The organism is Novosphingobium colocasiae (assembly GCF_014652555.1).
Classification (GTDB): domain Bacteria; phylum Pseudomonadota; class Alphaproteobacteria; order Sphingomonadales; family Sphingomonadaceae; genus Novosphingobium; species Novosphingobium colocasiae.
The window spans coordinates 20,137-32,959 of sequence record NZ_BMZA01000010.1 but is presented as its reverse complement, the minus strand read 5'-3'; the positions used below and the strand labels follow the sequence as shown (position 1 = coordinate 32,959).

At 64.5% G+C, this 12,823-nt stretch carries 12 protein-coding genes; 4 read left to right on the top strand and 8 right to left on the bottom strand.

Annotated elements, in window-relative coordinates; translation table 11 throughout:
* The first annotated feature begins 766 nt into the window (after positions 1-766).
* Together IE122_RS12830 and IE122_RS12825 are read left to right on the top strand one after the other, a co-directional pair.
* Entirely contained in the window at positions 767-1,264 is a 498-nt protein-coding gene (locus tag IE122_RS12830; protein WP_189621576.1) for a helix-turn-helix domain-containing protein, read from the top strand.
* Between the two features lie 248 nt (positions 1,265-1,512).
* The gene (locus IE122_RS12825) at positions 1,513-1,779 is read left to right on the top strand and encodes a hypothetical protein (RefSeq protein ID WP_189621575.1); all 267 of its coding nucleotides are present in this window, start codon (positions 1,513-1,515) and stop codon (positions 1,777-1,779) included.
* Positions 1,780-1,810: 31 nt separating this feature from the next.
* Here IE122_RS12825 and IE122_RS12820 read toward each other — a convergent pair whose 3' ends face one another.
* The 8 genes from IE122_RS12820 to IE122_RS12785 all read right to left on the bottom strand — a co-directional run bounded on the left by IE122_RS12820 (position 1,811) and on the right by IE122_RS12785 (position 11,053).
* Positions 1,811-2,236: a hypothetical protein gene (locus IE122_RS12820; protein WP_189621574.1), complete on the bottom strand. Its 426-nt coding sequence runs from the start codon at positions 2,234-2,236 to the stop codon at positions 1,811-1,813.
* Positions 2,237-2,489: 253 nt separating this feature from the next.
* The gene (locus IE122_RS12815) at positions 2,490-2,837 is read right to left on the bottom strand and encodes a hypothetical protein (protein WP_189621573.1); all 348 of its coding nucleotides are present in this window, start codon (positions 2,835-2,837) and stop codon (positions 2,490-2,492) included.
* A 180-nt stretch (positions 2,838-3,017) separates the two neighbouring features.
* The gene (locus IE122_RS12810; protein WP_189621572.1) at positions 3,018-4,277 is read right to left on the bottom strand and encodes an O-antigen ligase family protein; all 1,260 of its coding nucleotides are present in this window, start codon (positions 4,275-4,277) and stop codon (positions 3,018-3,020) included.
* Positions 4,274-5,338 carry an acyltransferase family protein gene (locus tag IE122_RS12805; RefSeq protein WP_189621571.1) on the bottom strand — a complete coding sequence of 355 codons (1,065 nt, stop codon included), beginning with the start codon at positions 5,336-5,338 and terminating at the stop codon, positions 4,274-4,276. The genes IE122_RS12810 and IE122_RS12805 overlap by 4 nt, the downstream gene beginning before the upstream one ends.
* A 324-nt stretch (positions 5,339-5,662) precedes the next feature.
* On the bottom strand, positions 5,663-8,311 hold the full coding sequence (locus IE122_RS12800) for a family 16 glycosylhydrolase (protein ID WP_189621570.1): 2,649 nt from the start codon (positions 8,309-8,311) through the stop codon (positions 5,663-5,665).
* 140 nt (positions 8,312-8,451) lie between these two features.
* The gene (locus IE122_RS12795) at positions 8,452-9,531 is read right to left on the bottom strand and encodes an acyltransferase family protein (RefSeq protein WP_189621569.1); all 1,080 of its coding nucleotides are present in this window, start codon (positions 9,529-9,531) and stop codon (positions 8,452-8,454) included.
* 183 nt (positions 9,532-9,714) lie between these two features.
* On the bottom strand, positions 9,715-9,966 hold the full coding sequence (locus IE122_RS12790) for a hypothetical protein (RefSeq protein WP_189621568.1): 252 nt from the start codon (positions 9,964-9,966) through the stop codon (positions 9,715-9,717).
* 79 nt (positions 9,967-10,045) lie between these two features.
* Positions 10,046-11,053 (bottom strand): polysaccharide pyruvyl transferase family protein, encoded by a 1,008-nt coding sequence (locus tag IE122_RS12785; RefSeq protein WP_189621567.1) that lies wholly within the window; start codon positions 11,051-11,053, stop codon positions 10,046-10,048.
* Positions 11,054-11,476: 423 nt separating this feature from the next.
* On the opposite strand from IE122_RS12785, the gene IE122_RS12780 reads away from it, so the two are divergent.
* Together IE122_RS12780 and IE122_RS12775 are read left to right on the top strand one after the other, a co-directional pair.
* A complete protein-coding gene (locus tag IE122_RS12780) occupies positions 11,477-11,917 on the top strand; it encodes a hypothetical protein (protein ID WP_189621566.1) in 441 nt (146 codons plus the stop codon).
* Positions 11,918-12,259: 342 nt separating this feature from the next.
* Positions 12,260-12,820, top strand: coding sequence for a polysaccharide biosynthesis/export family protein (locus tag IE122_RS12775; RefSeq protein WP_189621565.1), 561 nt, complete (start codon positions 12,260-12,262; stop codon positions 12,818-12,820).
* Positions 12,821-12,823: the final 3 nt, after the last annotated feature.

The window sequence follows — 12,823 nt, the reverse complement described above, 5'->3', positions numbered from 1 at the left end:
CGATGTTGCCATTGCTTGGGCCATCACCCCAGAATCAGCCAGATCGCGATTGCACATACGGCGAGGGGGCAGACTATTGCGACGACCAAGCCGCGCCAACCCCAGCGGCGATGGGCAAACTCTGTCCCCATCTCCCAAAAGCCTTCACCCAGTAGTTCAATCAGCCAGCCCACGGCCGCAGCTCCGCATTGCTGCCATTCGTTTTACTGGCATTCGACGGGATTTGAAACGGGCTTCGCAATGATTTGCTGCTCATGCTTCAACCTATGCGACTGTGTCTTTGTAGGTCAGTCGCTTGCCGAGGCGGCGTGGACAAATTCGGCAATGATTGGAACGGCTGACATTGGGACAAGGCCGTCTTTCTCATCGTCAGCGGTGAAAGGCAGCTCATGACCAAGTCGGACATTCACGGCGTGCCGGGGCAACTTCCATCCACGCCCGAGACTGGGCCGTAAGCGGATTGTCGGCTTCTGGAAGCCGAAGGGCGGAAGCTGCCGCTCGCGGCGTTCATTCAAATTCCAAACGCACGTGGCGCTGGAATTGTCTCGACCGACCGGTCATCCGCGACCGGTCTGCCTAGAGTGCTATGTTAGTATGCCCTTATGCCGATGTGCAGGTTAACCGGACTGTCCTGATTCATCGGACGTGGGCGACCTGTCCTAACCGGACGCTGGTGTCTATGCGCGATCGGACATAGAAGTCCAGTCGGCTACCATTGCAAGTAGCCAGAAATCGACACATATTGCGTTCAACGAGGTAACGCAACATGGTCAAAATCGTCTCATCTATCAAGCCCACCAAGGTCGTGCCAATCAAGCCAAAGGCCGACACCCGCAAGGCGTCGGAGAAGAAATACGGCAAGCCGGTCATGGACCTGGGTTTCTGTATTGTGCCGTCGCTGCTCATGCAAGCGCAGGCGCGGCTTGGCATCAACCCAGTGCAGTTCAACGTCATCATGCACCTGGCCGACATCTGGTGGGACGCCGCGCAACGGCCTTGGCCGAAGAAGCAGCTGCTGGCCGAGCGCATGGGCATGAGCGAGCGGCAGGTGCAGCGGCAGATCGCCGAGCTGGAAAGTGCCGGCCTTGTACAGCGTATCGAGCGCACCCGGCCTGGGCGCGGCAAGACCAGCAACGAATACGACCTGTCCGGTCTGGTGAAGCGATTGAAGGAGCTGGAGCCGGAATTCACCGAGATGAAGCAGGAGAACCAGAAGCGCCGCAAGGCGGTTGCCCTGCCCAAGCATCGCCGGGCATCGGCATAAGGTTTGAGGGCTGCGGTCCACCACAGCCTGTCAGGGCGTAGGACGTGGCGCTTCGGCCAGAAGCATCGGCCCCTTCCATAAGGGCAGGATGACGCCGCCACGTCCTATGTTCGATTATGTAGCGCTGTGCGCCGGATTTGCGAGGGTTTCCTGCAACAGCCCGGCCCGTTTTATGAATTTGCGGCCTAGTAAACTGGCACGGCAATTCCAGTCTAACCCGTCCGGCTTTCGCGTGATAGGCACCAGCTATGACCGAACTTGACGCAATCAAGATGTTGCTGTGGAAAGAATGGGATCCGATCGGCGTCAATGACGATCCCAACGCTTCGGGAGAGTATGACGCCTATGCGGAACAGCTTTATGGCATGCTTTCCCGAGGCGCTGACGATGACGAACTTGCGCGCCACCTTTCATGGTGCGTTACCGCATTGATAGGCCTCGGAGCCGACGATGCGCATTCGTCATCGATCGCCCGAAAAGCTGTTGCAATTCACTTGTGTCACGCACGTAAATAGACCCCATAGGAGTGACCATAAGTGGCCAGCTTTACGTCTCAACTGTGAGCCCGTTACCGGCGGGAAGAACCTCCAGAACGGTGCCGGTGCCAATCAGCCTGGCACCTTCCTGAATGCGCCATTCCCGGCCCGGGTAGATTTGCCCCTCCAGGCCGGGCCAATTCAAGAACGTCATCGCCAGGTCGATGCTGGCTCCGGGTTGCAACTCTGCATTATCCGGCAAATCGATCTGGCCTATCGTCATTTCGCGATCGTCCGCCCCGAAGAAATTGTGGTTGGGGCGGAAACTGCCTCTGATCGGGGAAGCGCGGCCACCCTCGGCTTTCGACAAAAGCCGGATTCTAGCTTTCACGGTGATGGTCTGGTCGCGCATCGTGCTCCTCGCGAGCAGAGTAGCCGCTTCTTCGATCACGACAATGTCGCCTTGGCGGGCGAAAGACGATTTCGGCGTCTGCATGCCGCGACGATGCGCGATCCTTCGAGCGCAGCCGCTTGAAGGGAGCGGTTGTTGCTCCATCCTCCTATCCTCGAAAATGTCTGCTGCCGCCAGTTGCCACGCTGGGTCGCATGATAAGACAAGCCGGCGATGACGAGACAACGGGGGCAGGCCGCGGCGCATGACTGGCACATTTGTATATTTATCAAACTGGCACGGTAATCCCGTAATGGTGACTTTTGTCGCGGGATATGTACGAACGGATCATTGCCTTTCATTTGTCCCCGGAGCGTTCGCCCCCCCCCTTTGCGGCAACGCCTAGCTTGGCGCTTCGGGCATTCCACCATGCTTTGGTTACCAAAGCAGCCGCGAACGCCGCAAGCGATGAGAATATCCCAGTCACGCCAGGATCCCCTGCCTCGAAGGTCCTGACGAAGACAACGGCAAGGATAATCGCAGCAAGGCACAGCAGAATCGCCAGAGCTTTTAGAGCCGTTGTCATTTGCAGAATGCCTCCGTGATAGTCTGGTCGCTCATTGGCGCTCCTCGCGAGGACAGTAGCCGTTTCTTCGAACACGACAATGTGCCCTTGGCGGGCAAAAGACGATTTCGGCGTTTGCATGCCGCGACGATGTGCGATCTTTCGAGCGCGGGGCGCTTGATGGGACTGGCTGCTCCTCCACCCTTGAGGGGGGAGGTTCGGAGGAGGTGTACCCCCGCCGGCGTCGACGCGCTGCCTTGCGGCAGCGCTCCCCTACCCCCGGCCCCGCCCCGCCGGGGCGGGGGGATGCTAGGCGTGCAATCAGGGTCTGGGTGGGCGCAACACCGGCAGGCAGCCGAAGCCGGCGGCCGCGAACATCATGATCGTGGGGGCGACGAGGGCGCTGGGGCGGATGGGTTCGACGGGGGTCTTGGCCATTTCGTGCGCGAGGTACGCCAGCCAGAAGCAGGCGGGCAGCGAGCGGGTGATGACGAAGCGGCGCAGCAGCAGGGCGGCGGTGGCGGCCCAGGTCAAGACCAGCGCGGCCACGCCGATCAGGCCGGTTTCCACCCAGGTCTGGATATAGCCGTTGTGAAACGAGAACGCGGTGCCTTCCTGCCGCACGTCGAAATAGCGCCACAGGCCGATCGCTTCGGGGTTTTGCGCGGTCCAGAAGCCGAAGTAGCCGACGCCCAGCCATGGCCGTTCGGCGGTGTAGAAGGCGGCGCGGTACCACAGGTAAGCGCGCCCGGTCAGCCCTTCATCCTTGTTCGAGGCTTGCTGGACCAGCGCCAGCAACTGATCGAAGAACAGCGCGCCCAGCACCAGCGCGGTGACCAGCGCGATGACGAACAGCAGCTTGGCCGCAGGCGAGGCCTTGCGCAGCAGGAGCAGCGCCGCCAGCAGCGCCCCCGATGACAGCAGCGCCGCGACCGCCCCGGCGGAGCGCGCCGCCAGCGTGGCCATGACGCAGATCGCGGTGACAATCGCCAGCGCCGCCGACCATGCCCAGGCCCGCCGTTCCAGCATCATCGCCAGCCCGGCGAGCGCCAGCAGCACGGCGGTGCCGGTAGTATCGGCGAAGTAGTTCTTCGCCTCTCCCCCCAGACCATAGAGCGCCGGAGCCTCGCCCAGCCCGTCCGCCCGGGTATTGCCGGCCAGCCACGAGGCGACTGTATAGCCGCCGTAGACCGCCAGCAACGCCAGCAGCACGGTGCGCGGCCGCTCCGCCTGCGAGAGCAGCAGGCCGGCATAGGCGGTGACGGTCATCTGCACGGCGGCGCGCAGGGTCAGCTCCGGGAAATCAGCCCAGCTTGCCGAGAGCAGCGCCACCGCCGGATAGACCAGCAGCGGCCAGCAGCGGCGCAGCGTCAGCCCGGCCTGCTCCAGCCGCAGCAGGGTATAGAGCCCGGCGAGGAGCAGAAACGCGAGCCCGCCGGCGGTGCCGAGGTTGGCGGGGATGCGCGACAGCAGCATGAGCCCGGCGAACACGCCATCCTGCCAGTTGCGATCGGCGAACAGCGCGGCCAGGCGGCTGCCGTCCGCCTGGCCTTGATGGCGCGGGAGGATGGCCCCGGTCATTCCGCGCCCGCCGGTGCAGCGCGTGTCCGCGTGGCAGGAGTGCACAGGCGGCGGGCGAGGTGCGTCAGCGGCAGTTCCAGCCCGCGATGCACCGCCAGCCCGACCAGCGCCGCCAGCGCGACGCAGGCGATCATCAGCGCGGGCGCGGTGCCGGCATGGATCAGGCCGAGCGCGGCGGCGAGGAAGGCGAAGCCCTGCGTGACGAAGGGGTGGCTGAGGTACAGCGCGTAACTGGCGTCGCCCAGCGCCTGCACCGGCCGCGCGGCCAGCACCCTGCCCCCGGCCTCCGCCCGCAGCGCCAGCCACACCAGCCATGCCGCCGGCGCCAGCGCCGGCGGCACCGGCAGCGCGCGCGCCAGCGGTTCGGGCAGCGTGGCTGCGGCGATCAGGGCCAGGAATGCGAGCGGCATCAGCGCCAGCGCCGCCCGCGCGCGGCGGGGATCGCCGGGGTGGGCCTGATACCGGTATCCCAGCGCCATGCCCGCCGCGAATTCGAGGAGGATCGGCTGGGTCAGGAAGCGCAGTTCGGGGGCGAGGTGTTGCCTGGCGGCAAAGCCGAAGGCGGCGATCGCTACCAGCACGGCCACGCCCAGCAGCACCCGCCGCAGGTCCGCGACCGTCAGGCACAGGGCGAAGACGCAGTAGAACGCCATTTCCAGATTGAGCGACCAGCCCACGAACAGCACCGGCCGCATCGTGCCATCGGCGCGTTCACCGGGGATGAAGGCCAGCGATTTAAGCAGCGCCACCGGATCGGCCCGCGTCGCCCCGAGCAGGCCGGGGGCGGCGAGGGCCAGGGCGAACAGCAGCGCGGTCAGCGTCCAGTACAGCGGGGCGATGCGCAAGAGGCGGTTGGCGAGGAACGCCGCCGGGCTTTGCCTGCGCCGCGCGGTGGTGTGGACCATGATGAAGCCGCTGATGACGAAGAACAGGTCCACCCCCACCGCGAAGGGGGCGAGCTGCCCCGCGCCGATGCCGAGCGGCGCGGCCAGCGTTTCGAGGTGCACGACCACCACCATGAGCGCCGCCAACGCACGCAGGGCCTGGATATTACGAAGCATCCGCGCAAGAATCCCCGAAGCCGCGGCACCGGACCGGTGCCGCGACTTGGATACAGGCTGGGCCGATCAGGGTCGACCGGGCGGCCGGGAAGACTGATCGATATCGGAGGGGATTTGGGGTTAGGCTCGTGAAAGGGAAAGAATGGTTCACGCGGAGGCGCGGAGGCGCAGAGGTGTCGCGCAAGGGCGCAGCCTTCGTCTCCCTTCTACGTGGCGACAAACGCAGCCTCGACAAGGAAGGCGGCGATGCCGCGTACCTGACCTCTCTGCGCCTCCGCGTCTCCGCGTGAAATCCTTCCTTGTCCCGCCGCAGCGGGATGGGACTCAGGCCAGCAGTCCCACGGCATGGGTGAAATCAGTGTCCGACTGGAACGTGATATCGGCGAAGCTGGCGGTGGGTGCGCCGGCGAGGGTGATCTTCTCGGCCCCCACGGTGATGATCGTCGAATTGCCGATGTGGACGATGCCGACTTTGGCGGGATCGGTATCGACCAGAACGATCCTGTCAGTCCCGACCTTGAAATCGGCGATGCTGTCGATGCCCCAGCGGCCGGAGAACGCGAAGGTATCCGCGCCGTCGCCGCCGTAGAGGGCGTCGAAGCCCGCCCCGCCGATCAGGACATCATCCCCCGCGCCGCCCATCAGCGTATCGGCACCATCGCCGCCGTCGAGCAGGTTCGCGCCGGCATTGCCGATGATGCGGTTGACCAGATCGTTGCCGATGCCGTAGATGTCAGCAGTTCCCGTCAGCATCAGGTTTTCCACGTTGGCCGACAGCGTGTGGCTGATGCCGGCGAACACGGTGTCGAGCCCCTCGCCCGGCTTTTCGATGACGACATCGCCGACCTGCGCGACGATGAAGGTATCATCGCCCTTGCCGCCGATCAGCGTATCGGCTCCGGCCCCGCCGTCGAGATAGTCGTTGCCGTCCAGCCCGGTGAGGACATTGGCCCCGTCGTTGCCGACCAGCCGGTTCGCAAGGGCGTTGCCGGTACCGTCCAGGTCGGCGGTGCCGTCGAGGCGCAGGTTTTCGAGGTTGTCGCCCAGCCGGTAGGTGATGGTGGACAGCACGCTATCGGTGCCCTCCCCGGCATTCTCGACGATTTTGACCGATGCATTGTCGACCTTGTAGGTATCGTCGCCAAGGCCGCCGATCAGGGTATCGGCCCCGCCGAAGCCATCGAGATAGTCGTTCCCGGCCAGTCCGGTCAGCACGTTGGCAGCGGCGTTGCCGATCAGCCGGTTGTCGAGCGCATTGCCGGTGCCATCGATCGCGGCGCTGCCCGAAAGGAGGATGCTTTCGACGTTATCGGGCAAGGTGTAGCTGGCCGAAGACAGGACGAGATCGATGCCGCAGTCCTTCGCCTCGACGATCTTGTCGAGCGTGGAGGTGACGGTGAAGGTGTCGTTGCCGGCGGTGCCGGTCAGGGAGGCATAGCCGGGCCCGCCGCTCGTCGAGCCCGAGGCGGGCGGAGGTGGTGGCGTAGTATGTCCGTCGGGCGTGGTGCCGCCGGTGACCGGAGCGGACGGATCGTAAGTGTAGTGGGTGCCGTTGACGGTGGCCGATACGGTGTCCGCCGTGCGGTAGGCGCGGACATAATCCACTTTCATCTCGCCGGTACCGGTGCTTGCATCGGCCGGGCCCGCCCAGCTCTTGTCCCCGCCGACGGCGAGGTTGATGAGCATGTACATCTCTTTCTTCATGGCCTCGGGCGTGTCCTGCCGGGCCACTTCGACGCCGTCGATGTAGTAGATCACCCGATCTGCGTTCCAGTCGACCCCATACGTGTGGAACTGGGTGGAATCGATCACCGCCCTGTCCTGCGCCATAGTGTTCGCGCCGTTTTCGCGGCCGTGCGTGGTCATGTAGACGACGTTGGGATCGTTGCCGAGCATCTCGAACACGTCGAGTTCGGGCGGCCAGCTATTGTCGGTCGGCAGCAGCCAGAAGGCGGGCCAGAAGCCGTTGCCGGCGGGGAGCGCGGCGCGGATCTCGAAATAGCCGTATTGCTGGGCATAGGAGAACTTCGAGGTCAGCAGGCCCGAGGTATAGGTGTGCCCGTCAATGAACGGCTTGATCGCATCGCTCGCGGGCGCGGCGGTGATGGTCAGCACGCCGTTGTCGATCGAGAATGGGTTGACGCCCAAAGGCTTGCTGCCGGTGCCGGTCCAGGTGGGGTCGGTGTAGACTTCGGCCTCGCCCTGCAGGGTATGGCTGGCGACGGAGCCGGGGCCGCCGTTGCCGTATTCGGTGCGCCAGCCGCTTTGCCGCATATTGAGATTGAGCGTGTTGAATTCGTCGCTGAAGCCCAGGGTCAGCTTCGAAGCGTCACGATCATAGGTGAAGTCCGCCGCTGTCAGGGTGCCGGCCTTGATACCGTTCAGCACCAGCCGTTCGCCATTGTCGAAGGTCAGCACGGTGTCGCGGCCGACTTGCTTCAGATGGGACTGGACCTGGCTGAAATTGGTCAGGCCCTGCCCGCCGAGGCGGATATGGTCAGTGCCGACGGTGTAATCGGCGATGACGTCGCTGCCGTTGCCGGCGGTGACGATGAAGGTATCGGCACCGCCCCCGCCGATGAGGAAATCGTTGCCGCCCTTGCCATCGATCTGCTGATCGAATTCGTTGCCGATGATGACATTGTCACCCGCATTGCCGCCGCCGTACCAGGCGTTCTTGCCTTCGAGGATGAGGTTTTCGACGTTGGCTTCAAGGACGTGATAGACCGAGGACCGGATCGTGTCGGTCCCCTGCGCCGCCGCTTCGGTGACGGCGTCCTTGATGCTGGAGATGATATACGTGTCATCCCCCAGGCCGCCCTTGTAGATATCGCCGCCGCCGTAACCGCGCATGATATCGTTCGCGGCGGTGCCGAGGAGCAGATCCTTGCCCGCCGTGCCGAACAATGCCTTGGTCGCGGTGTCCGAAGACCTGAGTGAAAGCCCGAGGGCGTTCGTATAACTGAAAGCCATGATGCTGATCCCTTTCGAACCGAGGGCGTCCCATCCGCCGCCGGGTTGAAAGGGAAATTAGGAATACGAGTCATAATCCGGCTGAAACGATTGCGGTGAATTAAAATTAACTGTTTTCAAACCTTAATTTACAGAGAACATCAGGCTACGTACTGACCCAGTTTGTACGTGATAGTTGCATAAGTATTTTTCCTGCGCTCACCCACCTCAGCCAGTAACAATACAGCCAGGATCGTCAAAGTGGTGGCTATCGCCGCTTTCGCCGCGCCGCCCAGCGAAACCGGCAGCAAGACCGCGAACAGCACCATCAGCGGCAAGTGCGCGATGTACAGCGTGAAGCTGGCACCGGCGAGGAAGCGCACCGCGCGTTCGACCAGGGCAGGCCAGAAACCCTGCCCCGGCGCAGTGGCCGCGAAGCTGACGATCAGCAGCGCGATCAGCACCGCCAGCACCGCATAGTAGCCCATGCTGAGCGCCAGCGCGCCGGGCGCGTGCCATTCGAACAAGGGCGCGGCGGGGGCGCTGGCAAACTTGCGCCAAGCCAGCACCGCCAGCGCCGTCAGCCCGACCAGTAGCCAGCCGCGCGCCGGAGAGAGCCTGACCCCGCGCCGCACCATGTGCCAGGCGACCACTCCGATCAGCCAGAGCGGAAATGCCAGGACGATGCGCGGCCCGCACACCGCCGCCCACGCGGCCATCATCGCCACGCGCCACCAGCCCCGGCCGAACAGCAGGATGGCGAAGGCGACATAGTACGCCATTTCGAACCCGAGCGACCAGAACGGCGCGCCGGTGCTGATGACCCCGCGCGCGAACCACAGCTCGTTCGTGAAGGTGAGGTAGCGCAGAACCCCGGCCAGAGATGGCGGATCGCCCACGGTCCCGGCCAGCGCCAGCGGACCCGGCGCGTATGCCGCGGGATCGATCCGGACCCCGATCGCATAGCACAGGCACAGCACCACCAGCGCCAGCGGCACCACCGACACCATGCGCAGATACCGCGACCGGGCATAGGCGCGCCAGTCCTTTTCCCGGCCGTCCGTCACGAAGGCGATGACGAAGCCCGAAAGGACGAAAAAGATCGCCACGCCTTCCTTGGCGCTGTGGTGGATCAGGTCCGGCAAGTGCAGCGCGAAGACTTCGGCCATATGGCCCACCAGCACCAAGAGCGCGGCACCCAGCCGCAGCAGGTCCAGAAACAGCGAAAGGCTCTTGTTCAACGGCGGGCTCCGGGTCTGGCCGTGCGTTGTGGCGGCGTGCGGCTGCGGGGAAGACCCGCGACCGCACGGCATCGCCGGGGCTTCGGGTTAACCCGTGCAGCCTATGAACATAGCCGCCGGCCCCTCAATCCGAGATGCATCCGATTTACAGCCTATTCGGTTGCGGATTGCCCGGCAGCCGGTTCAGAGCACGCCGAGCAGCGCCGCGATCCCGGCCCACATCGCGAGGCTGAGGCACAGGCCGACGAACCACCAGCGCCAGCGGACCGGGCGGGCGCCGATGGACCCGGCCGCGCGGGCGGCCTTTCGGGTTGGCAGGTTGCGATCCTGGGGCATGTTCCGGCCAGCCCGATAGTCCGCCCCGGCCGAGGAAGCGTTAGCCGCGACATCGGGAGAAACCCCGAGACCACGCGGGCTTTTCGGACGATCATCCATCGAGGCGGAAACCTAGCGGGAGCATACCGGGCCATGATAGCCGAGCCGCGCGCCAAAGCCAGCCCGCGCGGCGCGACGGTCAATCCACGGTACTGCACAACGCATCCTGCGCCCGCACCAGCGTCTCCAGCCGTTCGCGCATCGCGGCGCGCAGGGTGTCGCGGCGGGCCTCGGCGCTGCACCAGGGGGAGGCCTGTGCCAGACGCAGCAGGTGCTCCGCCGTGCGATCGGGTGAATAGCCGAGCAGCGCCCGCGCCGGGGGTACGCCTTCAAGCACGGCCTTGGCCGCGCGCTTGAGCCGCGAAACCTGCCGGGCGGGCGCGACCCGCGACCGGAATTCGCCAAGCGCAGCCTCCGGGTCGATGGCGATCCGCGTGCCGAACGGTTCGGCCCGCCTGCCGAACCGCAGCAGCGGCATCGGATCGGGCGGGACCACCATCGTCACCGCGATCCGCAGGTCCAGCGATGCCGCCCAGTCCGCCCATTTGGCGGTCGAGAAATTGCCGGACACCGCGAACGGCACCCACGGCACGCCGAAACTGTCCGCCAGGATCGCACCGTGCAGCGATTCGGTCAGCACCAGTTGCGCGCCGCGCAAGGCGCGGATGACCTCTGCCGGGGTGCCGCGCGGATCGACCAGCCGCATCCCGGCCAGCCGCGCCGCCTTGTCCCAGCCGGGAAAGGCAATGGTTTCGTAATGCGGGACCACCACGGTGCCGGCCTGCGGCACCGCGCCCCCGGCGAGTTCCGGCAGCAGCGGGGCCAGGATCGCCCCGTCAGTCAGCGCGCGGTGGGACTCAAGGCCGAGAACTCGCGCCGAGATCGGGCCGCGCACGCAGTGATAGTCAACCTGCAGGCCCCGCCATGCCGCGACGGGAGCGTAGCCGATCCCGCTCGAAAACACGTGGAGCCGGCGCGCAACACCCGGCGGCATGCCGATGATCGTGCCGATACCCACGAACCAGGCGGCATCGTCCGGTTGCGGGCCATGCGCTTCATCCCGGAACAGCGCCGGGGCCAGCGCGGGCCACAGGATATCGTTCAGATCATCCCCGAAATTGGCGACGGCGGGGCGATAGCGGAGCATTTTCACGCGCCGGTCGCCCCTGCCCTGCCGCGCGACGATTCGCCGCCGCCTGTGCCACGACGGGTTCGCCGAATTTTCCATTCTAGTCCGAAATGCACCATCGGCTCGGCACTCCTGGCCTGTCCATCCGTCGAGGCCGCCGATCACCGAGCGGCACCAGCGAAAATCTCACACTAAAAATAGCGCCAACTCTCCGCAGGACGAGAATTGTTCGATCGGTAACGGATCAAACGACCAGCAGAATCACGACGAACAACAATGACACAGCCTTGAAGTCGTCAAAATTAAAGACCTATAATGAAGTGTCGTAAACGGAGGGCACATTTTCGACAAACCGGGATGATTTAGCGATCAACCCCATCCTTGCGTTCGATATACGTCGCATATTTCGTCTTCACTAGTACTATTACTTAGGAGGTTTGCATGACAATCGTGATTGGCACCAGTGGCAGTGACAAGATCGCGGGAACCGGCAGCAACGATGCTCTTGTCGGGGGGGCCGGGGTCGATGCCTATTATGGCGGCGCGGGCAATGACGCCTTCGTCCTCAAGCTGTCAGACTTCGACGCCGGGCTCAACGCCAACTCCGGCCTCGGCGCGAAGGCACAGGACTTCATCTACGACTTCAACGGCGCGGGCGTCTACCAGGCCGGCAACAACGATTTCCTGTACCTGCAGGGCTTCGGCGCAGGCTCCACGCTGAGCTTCATCGGCTATGGCCAGAACAGCGCCAGCCCCGGCGGCGACGTCCATGCACAGTACTACTCGATCCACAGCACGATCACCGGTCTCGACTACGTGATCGCGATCGGATCGACGAACGGCAACCAGCTCGTGCTGGGTGACTACAACTTCTACAACTGACCCCCCCGCAGGCGAAGGGGGCATTTGCGCTCCCTTCGCCCCGGCATGCCATTGGCTAAGCATAGCGCCTGCGGCACCCATTTCCGCGCCGGTCCTTACCGGTTCGCGCGAAGTCCGCGTGCGTCCCGGCCCCGTGCATCTGTATCGGTGACGGCAGCATAATAAGGGCAAGGTCGATCGAATATGGAGGCGATATCTTCGTATCGGATCGAAATCGAACCAGTCTGCCTTTGTAAAAGAGGGTGTTTCAAAGCCAGATTACGAGAAATTCCGCCGACCGTTCTTACCGGATTCTCGTCGGGCAGGCCGCTTCCGGTCTGCGTATCCAAGGGGCTGGCTACCATGCGATCATTATTTCTAGCTGCAGGCATTCTCGTTTCCAGCGCCCTCGTTTCGGGCTGCGCCGCCAAGGCCCCTCCGGCCAGTGCGATGCCGGTCCGCGAAGAAGGCTACGCGCTCGGCTCCGGGGACCGGCTGCGCATCACCGTCTATGGCGAAGACAAGCTGACCGGCGAATATCTGGTAGACGGCACCGGCTCGATCGCCTTCCCGCTGATCGGCGCGATCCGGGCGCGCGGCAGCACCATCACCCAGTTGAGCGAGAAGATCGCCGCCGCGCTGCGCCAGGGCTTCCTGGACGATCCCAGCATCTCGATCGAGGTGCTGAACTTCCGCCCGTTCTACATTCTGGGCGAAGTGAACCACGCCGGCGAGTTCCCTTACGTCGAAGGGCTGACCGTCTACAGCGCCGTCGCCAAGGCCGAAGGCTTCACGTATCGCGCCGAGACCAAGCGGGTGTTCATCCGCCACAAGGATGCCCCGGCCGAAGTGCTGTACCGGCTGGACGGCGCCACCCCGGTCCAGCCCGGCGACACCATCCGCATTCCCGAGCGCAGCTTCTAACCG